18 protein-coding genes are annotated in these 15786 nt (G+C 56.5%); 10 read left to right on the forward strand and 8 right to left on the reverse strand.

All coding sequences use genetic code 11. The features are described 5' to 3' along the window. Window positions 1-29 precede the first annotated feature (29 nt). Window positions 30-434, forward strand: a complete 405-nt coding sequence (locus tag OCV64_RS16275; protein WP_240288925.1) for a NifB/NifX family molybdenum-iron cluster-binding protein — start codon at window positions 30-32, stop codon at window positions 432-434. Window positions 435-519: 85 nt separating this feature from the next. Here the strand turns inward: OCV64_RS16275 and OCV64_RS12465 are convergent, their stop codons facing one another. After that, the gene (locus OCV64_RS12465) at window positions 520-1773 is read right to left on the reverse strand and encodes an HlyC/CorC family transporter (RefSeq protein ID WP_147573104.1); all 1254 of its coding nucleotides are present in this window, start codon (window positions 1771-1773) and stop codon (window positions 520-522) included. Between the two features lie 510 nt (window positions 1774-2283). Here OCV64_RS12465 and OCV64_RS12470 point away from each other — a divergent pair. From OCV64_RS12470 to OCV64_RS12485, 4 genes are read left to right on the forward strand one after another with little or no spacing between them, the layout of a single operon-like run. Then, window positions 2284-2511 carry a hypothetical protein gene (locus OCV64_RS12470; protein ID WP_186851795.1) on the forward strand — a complete coding sequence of 76 codons (228 nt, stop codon included), beginning with the start codon at window positions 2284-2286 and terminating at the stop codon, window positions 2509-2511. Beyond that, window positions 2508-2753: a hypothetical protein gene (locus tag OCV64_RS12475; RefSeq protein ID WP_262670212.1), complete on the forward strand. Its 246-nt coding sequence runs from the start codon at window positions 2508-2510 to the stop codon at window positions 2751-2753. Before OCV64_RS12470 ends, OCV64_RS12475 begins: the two co-directional genes overlap by 4 nt. Then, window positions 2737-2943, forward strand: coding sequence for a hypothetical protein (locus OCV64_RS12480; protein WP_147573100.1), 207 nt, complete (start codon window positions 2737-2739; stop codon window positions 2941-2943). Before OCV64_RS12475 ends, OCV64_RS12480 begins: the two co-directional genes overlap by 17 nt. Continuing rightward, window positions 2940-3629, forward strand: coding sequence for a CHAP domain-containing protein (locus OCV64_RS12485; protein WP_262670214.1), 690 nt, complete (start codon window positions 2940-2942; stop codon window positions 3627-3629). The genes OCV64_RS12480 and OCV64_RS12485 overlap by 4 nt, the downstream gene beginning before the upstream one ends. A 253-nt stretch (window positions 3630-3882) precedes the next feature. Here the strand turns inward: OCV64_RS12485 and OCV64_RS12490 are convergent, their stop codons facing one another. The 4 genes from OCV64_RS12490 to thrS all read right to left on the reverse strand — a co-directional run bounded on the left by OCV64_RS12490 (window position 3883) and on the right by thrS (window position 7579). After that, window positions 3883-4404: a hypothetical protein gene (locus OCV64_RS12490; RefSeq protein WP_262670216.1), complete on the reverse strand. Its 522-nt coding sequence runs from the start codon at window positions 4402-4404 to the stop codon at window positions 3883-3885. Beyond that, entirely contained in the window at window positions 4401-4961 is a 561-nt protein-coding gene (locus tag OCV64_RS12495; protein WP_147573094.1) for an RNA polymerase sigma factor, read from the reverse strand. The genes OCV64_RS12490 and OCV64_RS12495 overlap by 4 nt, the downstream gene beginning before the upstream one ends. A 135-nt stretch (window positions 4962-5096) precedes the next feature. Continuing rightward, window positions 5097-5717: a flavin reductase gene (locus tag OCV64_RS12500; protein ID WP_262670217.1), complete on the reverse strand. Its 621-nt coding sequence runs from the start codon at window positions 5715-5717 to the stop codon at window positions 5097-5099. Between the two features lie 104 nt (window positions 5718-5821). Next, window positions 5822-7579, reverse strand: coding sequence for a threonine--tRNA ligase (gene thrS, locus OCV64_RS12505; protein WP_262670219.1), 1758 nt, complete (start codon window positions 7577-7579; stop codon window positions 5822-5824). 542 nt (window positions 7580-8121) lie between these two features. Between thrS and OCV64_RS12510 the strand changes: the two genes are divergently transcribed. Genes OCV64_RS12510 through OCV64_RS12525 form a run of 4 tightly spaced genes read left to right on the forward strand, consistent with a single transcriptional unit; the run spans window position 8122 to window position 11718 of the window. Then, entirely contained in the window at window positions 8122-9144 is a 1023-nt protein-coding gene (locus tag OCV64_RS12510) for a zinc-dependent alcohol dehydrogenase (RefSeq protein ID WP_240288522.1), read from the forward strand. A 10-nt stretch (window positions 9145-9154) separates the two neighbouring features. Further along, complete coding sequence (locus tag OCV64_RS12515) at window positions 9155-10108, forward strand: C-terminal binding protein (protein WP_240288524.1); 954 nt, start codon at window positions 9155-9157, stop codon at window positions 10106-10108. A gap of 28 nt (window positions 10109-10136) precedes the next feature. After that, on the forward strand, window positions 10137-10898 hold the full coding sequence (locus tag OCV64_RS12520; RefSeq protein WP_186851788.1) for an IclR family transcriptional regulator: 762 nt from the start codon (window positions 10137-10139) through the stop codon (window positions 10896-10898). A gap of 52 nt (window positions 10899-10950) precedes the next feature. Beyond that, the gene (locus tag OCV64_RS12525) at window positions 10951-11718 is read left to right on the forward strand and encodes an SDR family NAD(P)-dependent oxidoreductase (RefSeq protein WP_186851787.1); all 768 of its coding nucleotides are present in this window, start codon (window positions 10951-10953) and stop codon (window positions 11716-11718) included. Window positions 11719-11840: 122 nt separating this feature from the next. Here OCV64_RS12525 and OCV64_RS12530 read toward each other — a convergent pair whose 3' ends face one another. The 3 genes from OCV64_RS12530 to OCV64_RS12540 all read right to left on the reverse strand — a co-directional run bounded on the left by OCV64_RS12530 (window position 11841) and on the right by OCV64_RS12540 (window position 14554). Further along, window positions 11841-12797 (reverse strand): bifunctional 4-hydroxy-2-oxoglutarate aldolase/2-dehydro-3-deoxy-phosphogluconate aldolase, encoded by a 957-nt coding sequence (locus OCV64_RS12530; RefSeq protein ID WP_240288526.1) that lies wholly within the window; start codon window positions 12795-12797, stop codon window positions 11841-11843. A gap of 13 nt (window positions 12798-12810) precedes the next feature. After that, complete coding sequence (locus OCV64_RS12535; protein ID WP_147573085.1) at window positions 12811-13833, reverse strand: sugar kinase; 1023 nt, start codon at window positions 13831-13833, stop codon at window positions 12811-12813. A gap of 64 nt (window positions 13834-13897) precedes the next feature. Next, entirely contained in the window at window positions 13898-14554 is a 657-nt protein-coding gene (locus OCV64_RS12540; protein ID WP_147573083.1) for a bifunctional 4-hydroxy-2-oxoglutarate aldolase/2-dehydro-3-deoxy-phosphogluconate aldolase, read from the reverse strand. Between the two features lie 194 nt (window positions 14555-14748). On the opposite strand from OCV64_RS12540, the gene OCV64_RS12545 reads away from it, so the two are divergent. Beyond that, a complete protein-coding gene (locus OCV64_RS12545) occupies window positions 14749-15525 on the forward strand; it encodes an IclR family transcriptional regulator (RefSeq protein ID WP_186851785.1) in 777 nt (258 codons plus the stop codon). The last annotated feature ends 261 nt before the right edge of the window (window positions 15526-15786 follow it).

Consider the following 15786-nt stretch of genomic DNA (forward strand, 5'->3'; position numbering starts at 1 on the left):
TCTCCGCGAAATCTTGGGAGGTCAATAAGATGAAACTCGCAGTCACTTACGAAAACGGCCAAGTATTCCAGCACTTCGGCCACTGTGAACAGTTCAAGGTGTACTCTGTGGAGGAGGGATCCGTCCGCTCATCCCAGGTGGTCAGCGCCGCTGGCAGCGGCCACGGAGCCCTGGCTGGATTCCTTCAAAATCTTGGGGTGGACACCCTGATCTGTGGAGGCATTGGTGGTGGGGCCAGGACCGCTCTGGCCCAGGCTGGCATTCAGCTCTATCCCGGCGTCACCGGCGACGCTGACCAAGCGGCGGCCGACCTGCTGGCCGGCCGGTTGGAGTATGATCCGGACACCATGTGCAGCCACCATCATGATGGGGAGCATAACTGCCATAGCCATTCCTGCGGGGAGGACAAGCACGGCTGCGCCGGAAACGGATAAAACGCCTTGTTCCCTCTTTCCCTGTATCTAGACAGCGGTAATGTAAAAAGGGTGCCGATACCAGAGGTATCGGCACCCTTTTTGCTCATTCTTCCCCGGAGTCAATCATCCGGACCTGGATCTCCAGCACCCGCCGGTGCTCAACCCGGGTGACGGTTACATCCAGGCCCTCAGCCTCAAAGTGGTCTCCCTCCTCGGGAACCCGGCCCACCTGCTCCATGACCCAGCCGGACACGGTAGCCGCTTCACAGGCTCCTTTGACCTGGAACAAATCGTACATATCATCCAGATCGGCGGAGCAGGCGATAAGATAGCTGCCGTCCGGCTGCTTCTGGAATATCTCAATAACCTCGTCATGCTCATCCCAGATCTCACCCACTAGTTCCTCCAGGATGTCCTCCAATGTGGCGATACCCTCTGTCCCGCCGTACTCGTCCACCACTATGGCCATATGGGCTTTGTTCTTCTGCAGGATACGGAGCAGCTCTGATATTTTGGTGTTTCCAGTGGTATAAAACACAGGGGATTTGAGGTGAGACAGCATAGTTTCTCCCCGGTATCGGGCCGCGTAAAAGTCCTTCTCATGGACGACGCCCACGATGTTGTCGATAGTCTCATGATAGATAGGGATGCGGGAGTAGCCGCTCTCCACGAAGAGGGAGGCCACCTCCTCCATGGTGCTTCCCTCCTCAGCAGCCACTAAATCTACCCGAGGGGTAAGGATCTCGGACACCTCCAGGTCATTGAACTCGATGGCGTTACGAATTAGGTCTCCCTCATGCTCGTCCAGGCCGCCCTCGGTCCTGGCCTGCTCTACCATGCCCACCAGTTCCTCCTCTGTGATGCCGTCGTCCCGTCTGCTGCGAAAGATCTTGGACATCAGGCGTTTCCATTGGGTAAACAGGAAATTCAAAGGAGTCAGGACTACCACGAAGATTTGGAGCAGGGAGACGGAAAACATGGCAAAGCCCTCCGGATTTTCCTTTGCCAGGCTCTTGGGGGTGACCTCGCCAAAGATGAGGATCACGATGGTCAGTACCGCAGCGGATACCGCGGGGCCGCTCTCTTCATTAAGCAGCTTGATAAACAATACCGCGCCGATGGTGGTCGCTACGTTGTTGACAATATTGTTGCCGATGAGGATAGTAGACAACAGCTTGTCGTACTCCTCTGACAGCTCAAGGGCCTTGACGGCCCGGCGGCTGCCGTTGTCCGCCTTATTTTTTAGGCGGATGCGGTTCAGTGAGGTAAATGCGGTCTCCGTCGCGGAGAAATAGGCTGACATGGCGATCAGAATGATTAGCGCAATAATCATCCCGATACTGGCACTGTCTAACATTGGAAATGTATCAACTCTGCTTTCCTGATAAAATTATGGGCCACGGGTCCCATATTAGTTTGTTAGTATACCATGATTTCCCTTACAATGCAAATACATCTTCTCGTTGTTTGTCAATATCATCCCCAATTTTTACGGTTTCTTCACAAAAAAATGATGAATTATCCCACAGAGGTTACCCCTATCCCGCTTCATTTTCTCCCGGCTTGCCGTACATCTTCAGCTCCATTTTCCGCCCCTTGTGTGTGTCCCTATTTTTACCATCCGAATCTCTTAGTCTCTCCTGGCACTCCCACAAAACTTTTCCTGTCTAGTTGTCCCAAAACGTCCTCCAACGGACCTGTGCCCTGTTAGATTGGAGGTGATCTCTATCAAACATATTGACAACAGGCCCGGCTGGTCAGAGGCCAGGGAAGGCAGGGCAGCGGAAAAATCGCCCCGCTGGCAGCACATCCGGCATCCCACCCTCTTTTTACCTACGGACCCAAAGCTGTCCCAGGAGGTGGCGCCATGATAGACTATACAGCCCTAGCTGCCGCGTCCATGTCCCTGATTGGCACTCTGGTGGGTACCTTTGGCGGCATCCTGGTGGCCAACAAGCTGACCAACTACCGCATCGAACAGCTGGAACTCAAGGTAGCCGAGCACAACAAGCTTGTCGAGCGCACCTACCAGTTGGAGGGTCGGATGACCGAGGCGGAACACGATATCCGGGATTTGAAGGGAGGACGGCCATGAGAGGACTGTTTCAGTGGCTCCGGGATGTACCGCATCTGTTTGCCAAGGTCACTGTGGTATACTGCGTCGCCTTCGGCAGTCTGAGCAGCCTGTGGGCCCTTCGCATCCTGTCTAGGACCGGCAGTGATCCCGCGGCGCTCCTAGGCGTCATCCTCGGTTTTTTCGGCGGCGAGCTGCTGCTCCTGTCCCTTAAAACGATATTGAAAAACAGGAAGGAAGATAACCTTGAACAACATTTATAAACGTCTGTCCGTGCTCTTTTCCGTCAAAAGTATCGTCACCCTGGTTCTAACTGGCGTATTTGCCTATCTGGCGATTTCCTCCCGTATCGACCAGGATTTCATGACCATCTACGCGGTTATCATCGCCTTTTACTTTGGCACCCAGAGTCAGAAGCTCCAGGACGCGGTGGATGGAGGTACAGAAGAATGACTGTGGAACGGCTCCTATCCACTGCCCGGAAGGAGCTGGGCATCAAGGAGCAGCCAGCCGACAGCAACCGGGTCAAATACAACACAGCCTACTACGGCCGAGAGGTGTCCGGCGGCAGCTACGCCTGGTGCGCCGTCTTTCTGTGGTGGTGCTTCCGGGAAGCCGGGGCGTCCGAACTATACTACGGCGGGGGAAAAACGGCCTACTGTCCCACTCTCCTGTCCTACCACAGGGCGCAGGCCGTGTCCGACTATCGCCCTGGCGACGTCATTTTCTTCAACTTTGATGGGAAGAAAAATGCCCAGCACGTAGGCCTCTGCGAGGACTGGGACGGACAGTATATCACCACCATCGACGGCAACACTGGCTCCGGCAGCGAGGCCAACGGCGGCTCCGTCATGCGGCGGAAGCGGGACAAAACATACATCGTGGGCGCTTACCGCCCCAACTATCAGGAGGGGGAGCAGATGTCTTACGAGGACTGGAAAAAATATATGGACCGCTATCTGGACGACCTGTCCCAGCAGAAGGCAGAGCCAGGGTATGCTGGTCAAATCCGTCGGATCGTCGCGGCGGGCGTCATGAGCGAGGTGGACGGCTCTATTGCCCGCCCCAAGTCCTTCCTGACGCGGGAAGAGGCCGCTGTGAGCTATGCCAATCTTCTAGGGAAGATCAGCGGCCAGTAAATCTATCTTGATACAATAAAAATGAGGAGGATAAAAAGAACGTGACGCAGCATTCGGTATACTTTTCCTATATCAGCTAAACAGACCGTTCTCTTTCACTCTCCTTAAAATCATTCGTCTCTGCTCTTTGGGGCGGAGACGATATGGTGGCAGACCAAAAGAGCCCCTTCTTTCCCATCCACTGTCTCATCTGTCATGAAACAACTATGGGGAGGACTTCGAAACGAAATCCTCCCCACTGTTCTGCCTGTATCTACGGCTGTACCAGCTCCGCCTGGGCGAAGGTGCCGTCCGGCATCTGGACATAGAGGAATCCGCTACCGTCCTCCCAGACTTCACAGCCCGCATATTCCTCACTGTCCGTGTACAGGGACGCTCCGTCGTTCCGCTCCAGCCGGCCCAAAAGCTCGCTGTCCTCCGGCAGCTTCTCCACAGAGCGGACGATATGGTAAGTCTGGCCATCCCGGTATACCAGGATAGCGCCCTCTCCCTGCTGACAGTTCTCCCCCGGTGCGGTAGCAGTGCTGTCACTGTTTGCAGCGCCGGCCTCTCCAGAAGAGGAGGAGGGAATACCTCCAGCAGTATCAGCGCTGCTTCCATCTTGGCCTGCTCCTAACTGAGAGGCGCCATAACCAAGAGCCACTACCAGAGCCAGACAGGCGGCCCACGCCCCCCATCTCCGCCAGTGGAAGGCCGGCTTGGCCCCCTCCTCCGCGTCCTGGATCATGTCGTCGTCCAGCAGCCCCATGGCGTCCAGCAAATACTCCGATGTCATATGGCCACCCCCTCATGCTCCAACAACAGCTTCAGCTTTTGGCGGGTCCGGTAGAGCCGGGACTTCACCTGGCTCTCCGTCAGTCCAAACCGCTTTCCCAGCGAAGACAATGCCTCCAGATGGAAGTATCGACGGACAAAAAGTCGGCGGTCCAGCTCCGGCTGGGTCCGCAAAAAGGTGGAAATCAGGTCGGCTGTCTCCCTGGCATCCAGCTCCTGGTCTGGCACCCTACAGTCCGGCAGGCAGTCCTCCAGCTCCTGGAGAGCCACCTCCACCTGACCGCCGCCCCGCTTGGCCGCCCGCTCCCGCCGCCACCGGTCCAGGGACAGGTTGCGGGTCAGCTTGCCGAAGAAGGCAGACAGCACCGAGGGGCGCTGGGGCGGCATAGCGTTCCACGCCCGGAGCCAGGTGTCGTTGACGCACTCCTCAGCGTCCTCCCGCATAGCCAGTATCCCAAGGGCGATGGCGCGGCAGTAGGGCCCGTATTTCTGGTCACTCTCCACAATAGCCTGCTGGGACCGGGCCCAGTACAGGTCGATGATCTTATGGTCCTCCATGGCGCTCCTCCTTTTTGGACGCGGCAAAAGAATCAATCCTCTAAAGGTATTTTAGCCTGAAATCCGTCTTGCCGCAACCATCTTATTTCTCAAGACGAAAACCAGGGCCGGAGGTTTCCCTCCGGCCCTGGTTTTTTATTTTACTTGCTCAAAATCCGAGGCTGGGTGCTTGCACCAGGGACAAATATAGTCCGCCGGCAGCTCGTCCCCCTCGTATACATAACTGCATATCCTACACACCCACCGCTTCTTGTCCCCGGTGGCGTGGGTAAAATCACCAGGCTTGATGTGGCCCTGGTAATAGGCATAGGTGGCGCTGGCCTGGTCGTTGAGCAGGTCTCCATCCTCCACATCCGCCAAAAACAGGGTGTGGCTGCCCAGGTCAAGATGGGACACGACCCGGCAGGACAGCCAGGCGTTGGTTCCCCGTGTCAGATAGAGCAGGCCGTTCTCCCCCCGCCGGACCTGGTCCTCGGTCCCGGCAAATTTGTCGCTATCCCGGCCGGACTGAAAGCCAAATCGCTTGAACAACTGGAAGTCCGCCTCTTCAGACAGGACTGACAGGTTAAATTTTCCGGTCTCCTGAATCATGTCGTGGGTTAGGTTTCCCTTGTTGACGGCTATGGTAACGCGGTTGGGCTGGGCCGTCACCTGGACGGCGGTGTTAATGATACAGCCGTTGTCCCGCTCCCCCTGACGGGCGGTGAGAACAAACAGGCCGTAGCTTATAGCATACATAGCTCTTTCGTTTTTCATGGCGTTCCTCCTTGGCGGCCAGGCCGGCTTTTTCTCCTTCCAGTATGTCCCGCAAAGCACAAAAAAACCGCCGGAAACGGGTTTCCGGCGGTTTTTTGCGCGATTTATTTGATAATCTTGTTGTCCACTTCGTTGGCCAGCAGAGCAGAGAAATCTGTCAGGGACATGGCCCCCAGGTCCTCGCCGGTGCGGTGCCGGACAGACACGGTATTGTTCTCCACGTCCCGGTCTCCTACCACCAGCATATAGGGCACCTTCTCCATGGTGGCCTCCCGAATCTTCTTCCCGATCTTCTCGTTGCGGTGGTCCACCTCCACCCGGAAGCCGGCCTGGTCTAGGGCCTTGGACACCTGATCGGCATACTGTGCGGCCCGGTCGGTGACAGGGAGCACCTTCACCTGGACGGGATTGAGCCAGGCGGGGAAAGCCCCGGCAAAGTGCTCGGTGATAACGCCGATGAATCGCTCAATAGAGCCCAGCACCACTCGGTGGATCATGACAGGGCGGTGCTTCTGGCCGTCCTCGCCGGTGTACTCCAGCTCGAAGCGTTCAGGGAGCTGGCTGTCCAGTTGAATGGTGCCGCACTGCCAGGTACGGCCCAGGGAGTCAGCCAGGTGGAAGTCCAGCTTGGGGCCGTAGAAGGCTCCATCCCCCTCGTTGATAACAAAGTCCTTGCCCATGTCGGTGATAGCGTTTTTCAAAATCTCCTGGTTGCGCTCCCACTCCTCCACGGTGCCGATGTGATCCTCCGGCATAGTGGACAGCTCAATGGTATAGCTCAACCCAAAGACAGAGTAGACCTCGTCAAACAGGCGGACCGTCTCCTGAATCACGTCCTGCATCTGGTCCCTGGTCATAAACACATGGGCGTCGTCCTGGTTGAAGCAGCGGACGCGGAACAGGCCGTGAAGGGCGCCAGATAATTCGTGGCGGTGGACCAGGCCGATCTCCCCCACCCGCAGGGGCAGCTCCCGATAGGAATGGGGCTCGCTGGCATAGACCAGCATACCTCCGGGGCAGTTCATGGGCTTGACGGCAAAGTCCACGTCATCGATGACCGTGGTGTACATATTATTCTTGTAGTGGTCCCAGTGACCGGATCTCTCCCACAGCTGACGGTTGAGCATGATGGGGGTGGAAATCTCCACATAGCCGTACTTCTTGTGGACCTGCCGCCAGTAGTCCAGCAGGGTATTCTTCAAGGTCATGCCCTTGGGCAGGAAGAAGGGGAAGCCGGGGCCCTCGTCCCGGAGCATGAACAAGCCCAGCTCCTTGCCCAGCTTCCGGTGGTCCCGCTTTCTGGCCTCCTCAATCCGGGCCAGATATTCGTCCAACTCGTCCTTTTTGGGGAAGGCGATGCCGTAGATGCGCTGGAGAGTCTCCCGGTTGGAGTCCCCCCGCCAGTAAGCGGCGTTGCAGGCGGTAAGCTTCAAGGCGTTGCCCTTAATGCGGCCGGTGGAGTCCAGGTGGGGGCCGGCGCACAGGTCGGTAAACTCCCCCTGCTTATAGAAGGAGATGACCGCATCCTCGGGCAGGTCATGGATGAGCTCTACCTTGTATGGCTCGCCCTTCTCCTCCATGAATTGAATCGCCTCCGACCGGGGCAGCTCAAACCGCTCCAGCTTCAGCTTCTCCTTGCAGATCTTCCGCATCTCTGCCTCGATCTGCTCCAGGTGCTCCGGAGTAAAGGCGAAGGGGGCGTCCATGTCGTAGTACCAGCCCTCGTCAATGGAGGGTCCGATGGCCAGCTTTACCTCGGGCCACAGACGCTTGACCGCCTGGGCCATCACATGGGAACAGGTGTGCCAGTAGGTTTGGCGGTATTCGGGATTTTCAAAGGTATAGATGTTTTCTTCGGACATTTTCAGTCGCTCCTTTCTCGCGTTTAGGGGAAGGAACAAAAAAATACGCTCCGCCCCTGATATGTGTCAGGGGTGAAGCGTATTGATACGCACCACGGTTCCACCCTGCTTGCAAGAATCACCGCGCCGTCTCGATCAACGCGGGCGGACCGGAGGGAGGCAGCCGTAGGCCGCCAGTCCTGCGCGTCGTGAACAGGCAAAGCGGGACAACTTGCCGCTTGTGACCTCCTGTAACGGGAAAGCCCCGGCCCGGTCGTCCCGGGCAGCTCTGGAGTGGTACCAGCCATCGCTTCCACAGAGCACTTTCAGCACAGGGCGCCCCTCTCTGGGTGGTCGATTCAGGCTTCTTCTCCTTCTCAGCCGTTTTAACACAGGTACTATATCACCCCCTCAGCCGATTGTCAAGGGCGTACAGGAGGGAAATATGGCCCGTATATGTTCTTTTCTTTGGTTCTGTATTGACTTTCTCTATTTCTGCGTGTTAAAATATATTTATGAAACATTGTTCCGTATATCAGAACAGCAAAAGGAGGAAACTCATTGTGAAAGCTCTCATCTATGAAGGCCCTAAAAAGGTGGCTGTCCGTGAAGTGGAAAAGCCCGTTCCCAAGGAGGGCCAGGCCCTGATCCGCATCGACTACTGCGGTATCTGCGGCTCTGACATTGGCATCTATAGCGGCACCCATCCCCGGGCCAAGGCCCCTCTCGTCCTAGGCCATGAATTTGTTGGCGTCATTGAAGATATCTCCGGTGACTCTAATGGTTTTCAGGTTGGCGACCGAGTTGCTCCCTACCCTCTGATCTCCTGTGGACACTGCTTTGCCTGCCGGAATGGCCGGCCCCATGTGTGCGATACCCTGAAGATCATCGGCATCGACCTAGACGGTGGTGTAGCCGAATATGTGTGCTGTGACACTGATGTACTGTTCAAGGTCCCGGCTTCTGTCTCCAGCAAAGTAGCGGGAATCATCGAGCCTCTAGCTGTGGCTGTCCACACTCTGCACCGAGCCGGCTTTAAGCCGATGGACAGCATTGTCATCATGGGAGCCGGTCCTATCGGAGCCTTAGTGGGTGTGGTAGCCAAGCACAGCGGAGCCTCCCGCATCATCATCTCCGACTTTGATCAGGCCAGACTGGAGATGGCCGCCAAGTTGGGCTTTGACGCGGTCAACTCCAAGGAAGCAGACTTGACCCAGTATGTCCGTCAGGCCACCAATGGAGACGGGGCCGACATTGTTTTTGAATGTACCGGGGCCGAATCTGCCGCTTTGGAGATGACTACTCCCTGCCGCACGGACGGCATGATCTGTCTGGTAGGCGTACATAAGGCCCCCCATCCCGTGGCTCTAGCCGATATGCATTTCCGTGAACTGAACATGACCGCTACCCGTGTTTACACCAAACGGGACTTTGGCCAGGCCGTGGAGCTGACTCAGCGCATCTCTGACGAGTTGGAGCTGCTCATCAGCCATGTCCTGCCCCTGTCCGACTGCGCCAACGTCTTCGATATGATCCACGATCCCCAGGTCCCCACCGTCAAGGTCATGGTGGACTGCCGCAGGTAAGGAGAGGAACATGAAGATTGTCATTTCCGATAACGACCATGTGAATCTAGCCCAGGAGGAGGCCGTCTTTCAGAAGGCTGGTATGGATTTCACCCTCTATCAGTGCCACACGGAGGAGGAGGCTATTCAGCAGCTGAAGGGGGCCGAGATTATTCTGAACCAGTATACCCCCCTGACCCGCCGGGTCATCCAGGCTCTGCGCCCCGAACTGAAAATGATTGTCCGTTATGGTGTGGGGGTAGATAATATCGACTGCGTCGCGGCCGCCGAGATGGGGGTACAGGTATGCAACGTCCCTGACTACGGCATGAACGAGGTAGCAGATCACGCCATGGCCCTCATGCTGTCCCTGGTGCGTAAGACTGTCACTATGGTTAACTACACCAAGGGCACCGACTGGGACTACTCCTACGGGGTGCCCATCCATCGCATCCCCGGCCAGACGGTAGGTATCGTGGGCATGGGTCGCATCGGCCGTACTTTCGCCAAGCGTATGGGCGGCTTCGACTGCCGGCGCATCGCCTATGATCCCTTGTATCAGCCAGGCACTCAGGTTGACGGAGTGGAACTCGTATCCTTTGACACCCTGCTCGAGCAGGCCGACATGATCAGCATTCACTGCCCTCTCCAGCCCTGCACCCGCGATTTGTTCGACCTGGCCGCCTTCCAAAAAATGAAGCGGGGCGCCTATCTGGTCAACACCTCCCGTGGTGGTATCGTCAATGAGGAGGACCTGTACACCGCCCTGACCACCGCCCTGATCGCCGGCGCGGCCTTGGACGTCACAGCGAAGGAGCCTCTTCCCCGCCCCAGCAAGCTGCTGGAGCTGGAGAATTTCCTGTGCACCCCCCACATCGCCTGGTACTCCGAGGAGGCCGCCCAGGAGATGAAGCGCAAGGTGGCCGAGGAGGCCGTACGCTTTGCCACTGGGGAAAAGGTGCTGTATCCGGTCAACCAAATTTGAAATTCACCAATCAAGAGGAGGAATCTCCATGGCCGAGGATACCATTCAGTCCGTTGCTCGCGCCTTCTCCATTCTGGAGCAGTTGGCCGCACAGGGAGAGATGGGCGTCCGGGAGCTCCACGGCGCTACCGGACTCAGCGTCACTACGGTCCATCGCATTCTAGGCACACTGACAGAGCTGGGCTATGTCAGGCAGAATGAGAACACCAGCCGGTACGGGTTGACTTATAAGATGCTCGCACTGGGACAGCGGGTGCCCCAGCACAGCACAGTTATCCAGCTGGCCCACCCGTTGCTCCAGCAGTTATCCGAGCAGGCTTGCGAAACCATCCACTTCGCCGAGCGGTCGGACACCAATATCCGGTATATCGACAAGGTCATTCCCTCCTCTGGTGTAGTCGTCATGGGCTCCTGCCTGGGCATGGAGCTACCCATGTACAGCACTGCTGTGGGCAAGTCCATGATGGCCGATATGTCCCGCCAGGAGGTGGAGGACATCTGGTCCCGCTCCCAGATCATCACCTATACCCCCAACACGGTGTCTTCCCTTCCCGAGCTGGAGCGCCAGCTGGAGGAATGCAGGCTGGCGGGGGTATCCTATGACTGGGAGGAGCGGGAGCCTGGCATCTCCTGTGTCGCTGTTGACATCCTGGACGTGACCGGCAGGCCGGCCTACGCGGTCAGTATTTCCAGCTCGGACGCCCGTATGAGGCAGAATCAGGATCGGTATGCCGATCTGTTGCGGGAAGTGAAGGTCCGACTGACTGAACTGATCGGCTATTCCCTTTGATACACGATGATAGCGCGGGCCTAGAGGCCCGCGGAGAAAGGAAGGTTTTCCCATGAACAGCTTATTTGATCTCACCGGGAAAAAGGCTATTGTCACCGGCGGCACTAGAGGACTGGGCCACGGCATGGCGGAGGGCCTGATGGAGGCCGGCGCCGCTGTAGTCATTTTTGGTACCAGCAAAAAGGTGATCGAGGTGGCCGCCCAATTCGAAGCAAAGGGCTATTGGTGCAAAGGCATCGCCGTGGACCTGGCCGACGACCGGGCCAGGCAGGAGGCCTTTGACCAAGCCGTCGCTCTGCTGGGCGGCCTGGATATTCTGGTCAATGCCGCCGGCATACAGCGCCGCCACCCCAGCCCCGAATTTCCTCTTCAGGACTGGAAGGACGTACTCAATGTCAACCTGACCGCTCCCTTTGACCTGTGTCAAATGGCTGCCAAAGAATTTCTAAAAAAGGAACAGCCCTGCGGGAAGATTGTCAACATTGCCTCTATGCTCAGCTTCTTTGGCGGTATGACCGTCCCCGCCTATGCCGCCTCAAAAGGGGGAGTGGCCCAGATGACCAAAGCCCTGTGCAATGAGCTGGCCTCCAAGGGGATCCAGGTCAACGCCATCGCCCCCGGCTATATGGATACAGATATGAATGTGGCACTCACCGATGTCAGCAACCCCCGATACCGTGAGATCACCGACCGGATCCCCGCCCACCGCTGGGGCACCCCGGAGGATATGAAGGGGACAGTGGTATTCCTGGCCTCCCGGGCCTCTGACTACCTCAACGGGGCCGTCATTCCTGTGGACGGCGGCTACTTGGTTAAGTAAGGCGGTCCTGCTAGGCACCCGTAAGCTCTTAATATAGTATACGGAAGGCCCCCGCTCGAAATGGCAATCGAGCGGGGGCCTTCCACATGAAGAAAGGAATGGGAAACATCTTGTTCAGAAGGTCACTTCTGGAGCAGATGGACAGCAAAGCCACCAAACTCCTGCTTCAGATAGACAGCAATCATCTTTTCACCCTTATATTTGGCGGTGGATTCATCCAGTTGGAAGCCATGCTTCTCCAGCTCCACAGCGGCCCTGGCAATGCTGTTGGTCTTTACGGCAATATGACCGTTTTGGCCCAGGTACATACTCTTCATAACCTCAACAGCACTGCTGGCAAAGTTGGAGCTGTTGCCCGTCTTAATCTCAAAGCCAAAAGCGTCCTTCAGCCCCTGGCACACATCCATGGATGCCTCGTCACTGGCGGTATTGATGCCGATATGGGCCACCTCAAATCCCAGAACGGCTTGGCGGGCCTCCTGGCACAGGCGGGTGATCTTGTCAAACGCATGGGCAGCGATGTCGCCCTTGGAACACAGCCAGCTCCCACCCACAGCATGGATAAAGGGAGCGGCAATATACTCGCCCAGATTCTGCCCATTGACCCCACCGGTGGGGATAAACTTCATAGAGCCAAAGGGGCCGGACAGCGCCTTCATGGCGCTCAGGCCGCCGTAGACGTTGGCCGGGAAAAATTTGACCACTTTCAGGCCATGGGACATGGCGGCCATGATCTCCGTAGGGGTGACACAGCCGGGAGTGATGGCCACGCCGTTTTCCACACACCAGGCTACCACTTCGTCGCTATAGCCGGGGGAGACGATGAACTTGGCACCGCACTCCACGGCCTTTTCGCACTGCTCCAGAGTAATAACGGTGCCGGCGCCCACTACCATCTCGGGGCACTCCTTGGCTACGGCGGCGATGGAATCCGCGGCAGCGGCGGTGCGGAAGGTAATCTCCATCACATCCACGCCGCCAGCCAGCAGGGCCTTGGCAGTGGGAACCGCGTCCTCTGCCTTATCCAACACCACTACGGGCACGACGCCCGCGTTACCCAGTTTTTCAACAATATCCATAGAAATGTCCCCCTTATCTCTGGACACGGCCAGAGGTGTTGCCAGCGGCCAGAGACTCCACTTCACTGACAGACATCATATTGAAGTCGTGGTCGATGCTGTGCTTCAGGCAGGAGGCGGCCACGGCGAAGTTGATCGCTTTCTGGTCGTCATAACCGGACAGAAGGGCATAGATCAGGCCGCCGCCGAAGCTGTCGCCGCCGCCCACACGGTCCACGATATGAACCCGGTAGGTGGGAGAGAAGGAGGCCTTTCCGTCGCTGTACAGCATACCGGCCCAATCATTGTCAGAGGCGGAGATGCTGCCCCGGAGGGTGATAGCCACCTTCTTACAGCCAAAACGCTCGGTCAGCTGCTTGGCCACACTGATGTAGCCTTCGTGACTTAGCTTACCGGTATTCAGGTCGGTATCAGTGGCAGCGATACCAAACACATCCTTAGCGTCCTCCTCGTTGGCGATGCACACGTCCACATAGGGGACCAGTTCAGCCATGACCTTGCCGGCCTCCTCGCGGGTCCACAGCTTCTTACGGTAGTTCAGGTCACAGCTGATGGTCAGGCCCAACTTTTTGGCGGCCTTACAAGCCTCCAGGCAGATGGCGGGCAGCTCGCCGCCCAGAGCCGGGGTGATGCCGGTCCAATGGAACCAGTCAGCACCGGCAAAAATCTTTTCCCAGTCAAACTCAGAGGCCTTAGCCAGAGAAATGGCGGAGTTGGCCCGGTCATAGATCACCTTGGAGGCCCGCTGAGAGGCACCCTTTTCGGCAAAGTAGATGCCCAAGCGGTCGCCGCCCCGGATCATCAGGCTGGTGTCCACACCGTAACGGCGCAGCTCGTTGACCGCAGCCTGACCAATCTCATGGGCCGGAACCTTGGAGACAAAGGCGGCGTCCATGCCATAGTTGCACAAGGACACGGCAACGTTGGCCTCACCGCCAGCATAGGTGGCCTCGAACTTGTCCGCCTGGACAAAACGGAGGTACCCCTCCGGATTCAGGCGCATCATAATCTCGCCAAAGGTGATAATTCTTTTCATTGTAGTTTCCTCCTCGTTGTGTTGATATTTCATTGGCTCCGCGATATTCACGTTCTTCGCTTGCTCACTTGACGCTTTTTGCGGCAGCTAATAGCTCACGGGCTGTTTCGGTAATTTTGTGAAACTCTCCGGCCTCGATCCATTTCTTGTTGGCCAGATTGCCGCCCACACCGGCGCCGCACATTCCCGCTGCCATATAGTCGGCCACGTTCTTTTCATTGATGCCGCCCACTGCCAGCAGCTTTACATGGCTGATGGGAGCCCGGATAGCCTTTACATAGGAGGTGCCTAGTTCGCCTGCCGGGAACAGCTTAACATAGTCAGCTCCAGCGTTATGCGCCGTCATGACTTCGCTGGGCGTCATAGCACCGGGCATAGACACCAGCCCCAACTCCCGTGTGCGGCGGATGACCTCCACGTTGACGTCAGGAGAGATGATGTACTTGGCGCCAGCCTTGGCAGCCAGCTCCACCAATTCCGGTGTGGTGACCGTACCGGCGCCTACCAGCATCCGTCCCTGGTATTTGGCTCCGATTTCGGCTATGGCGTTGGCCGTCACTGGGAAGGAGTCTGGATTCTTTTGATCGAAAGTGATCTCCATCAGCCGGATTCCACCTTCATACAGGGCGTCCGCCACCTTCATACACTTTTCCGCATCGATGCCGCGGACGATGGCGATGATCTTCTCCTCTTCTACCATCTGGATAACTTGTTCTCTCATAGCGGCCTCCATTTTTCATATTATGAAAATTTTTATCGTATTATGATATCCAAACACATTTATATCTCTTTTTTCCTCTCATGTCAATCCTCTCTTTTCATAAAATTTTTGTCTCTATTTTGTGTAAAAACTATTGCTGACCTATGACAAATTGTGTTATGCTGGAAAAAATAATTGTAAAGGGGGCGGATCACATGAATGGATCCTCTGGCTCGGTCCAGTCTGTGGCCCGTGTGTTAGATATCACGGAGGCGCTCTCCACTGCACCACAGGGGATGTCCCTGTCCGACCTGGCTGCCACCACTGGTCTGCACATCAGCACGACCCACCGGCTGCTGGGCGTGTTGGTTGAACGCGGCTATGCGTGCAAAGACCAGGAGAGCGGAAAATACCGGCTGACACTCCGCTTGTTTGAGGTAGGCAGCCGCGTTTCCACTGCGTTGAATCTGCTCACCGCCGCCAAGCCCATGCTGGACGAGCTGGCCGCCGACTGCCAGGAAGTGGTCCATTTGGTAGAGCGGGATAACAGCGACGTGATCTACATCTATAAGGCGGAGCCCGCCCGCCCTCTGGTTCGAATGGCCTCCTATGTCGGCTGCCGCAATCCTATGTACTGCACCGGAGTGGGCAAGAGCATACTGGCCTATCTCCCCGATGAGGAAGTCATCAAGGTATGGGACAGCTCCGAGATCCACACCTACACAGAAAAGACCATCACAGATCTGGACACACTCCGCTCCAGTCTAGAGCGGGTCCGTAGGTTGGGCTATGCCGTGGATGACGAGGAGCACGAGCCAGGTGTACGCTGTGTAGCCGCCCCAATTTTCAACTGGTCTGACCACCCTGTAGCCGCAGTCAGTATCTCTGCTCCTGTTTTCCGAATGACCGATAAGTTTATGGAGCAGTTGCTGCCCAAACTGCTCCGGTTGACCCGCGATATCAGCCGTATGATGGGCTGTACAGCTCTATAAAGCGTTTTCCTGGGAGGAACTTTTCCTCCCAGGTTTTTTATTCTTTAGCAAATAAAGAATTTGTTAATATTCCAGCCCTTAATTTGTCTGGAATAGACAAATATCTAAAACTTTTTTATGCAAGCTTTTCAAAAATTAATTCACTACTTGACTTTTTTCTTTAAACAAGCTATTAGGTTGATTGTAAAATGAAGTTGGACACCTAAGAAAAAATCCATAGTGATTTTCCCCACATGGTAGAATGAAGTTTGCACACAACTT

This window comes from Muriventricola aceti (assembly GCF_025567565.1).
Taxonomy (GTDB): Bacteria; Bacillota; Clostridia; order Oscillospirales; family Oscillospiraceae; genus Lawsonibacter; species Lawsonibacter aceti.

Coding starts and splice junctions, on each gene's coding strand:
- OCV64_RS12490 (WP_262670216.1), bottom strand. CDS start 4,404: ATGACATCGGAGTATTTGCTGGACGCCATGGGGCTGCTGGACGACGAC.
- OCV64_RS12545 (WP_186851785.1), top strand. CDS start 14,749: ATGAATGGATCCTCTGGCTCGGTCCAGTCTGTGGCCCGTGTGTTAGAT.
- OCV64_RS12495 (WP_147573094.1), bottom strand. CDS start 4,961: ATGGAGGACCATAAGATCATCGACCTGTACTGGGCCCGGTCCCAGCAG.
- OCV64_RS12535 (WP_147573085.1), bottom strand. CDS start 13,833: ATGAAAAGAATTATCACCTTTGGCGAGATTATGATGCGCCTGAATCCG.
- thrS (WP_262670219.1), bottom strand. CDS start 7,579: ATGTCCGAAGAAAACATCTATACCTTTGAAAATCCCGAATACCGCCAA.
- OCV64_RS12525 (WP_186851787.1), top strand. CDS start 10,951: ATGAACAGCTTATTTGATCTCACCGGGAAAAAGGCTATTGTCACCGGC.
- OCV64_RS12540 (WP_147573083.1), bottom strand. CDS start 14,554: ATGAGAGAACAAGTTATCCAGATGGTAGAAGAGGAGAAGATCATCGCC.
- OCV64_RS16275 (WP_240288925.1), top strand. CDS start 30: ATGAAACTCGCAGTCACTTACGAAAACGGCCAAGTATTCCAGCACTTC.
- OCV64_RS12520 (WP_186851788.1), top strand. CDS start 10,137: ATGGCCGAGGATACCATTCAGTCCGTTGCTCGCGCCTTCTCCATTCTG.
- OCV64_RS12485 (WP_262670214.1), top strand. CDS start 2,940: ATGACTGTGGAACGGCTCCTATCCACTGCCCGGAAGGAGCTGGGCATC.
- OCV64_RS12530 (WP_240288526.1), bottom strand. CDS start 12,797: ATGGATATTGTTGAAAAACTGGGTAACGCGGGCGTCGTGCCCGTAGTG.
- OCV64_RS12465 (WP_147573104.1), bottom strand. CDS start 1,773: ATGTTAGACAGTGCCAGTATCGGGATGATTATTGCGCTAATCATTCTG.
- OCV64_RS12515 (WP_240288524.1), top strand. CDS start 9,155: ATGAAGATTGTCATTTCCGATAACGACCATGTGAATCTAGCCCAGGAG.
- OCV64_RS12500 (WP_262670217.1), bottom strand. CDS start 5,717: ATGAAAAACGAAAGAGCTATGTATGCTATAAGCTACGGCCTGTTTGTT.
- OCV64_RS12470 (WP_186851795.1), top strand. CDS start 2,284: ATGATAGACTATACAGCCCTAGCTGCCGCGTCCATGTCCCTGATTGGC.
- OCV64_RS12475 (WP_262670212.1), top strand. CDS start 2,508: ATGAGAGGACTGTTTCAGTGGCTCCGGGATGTACCGCATCTGTTTGCC.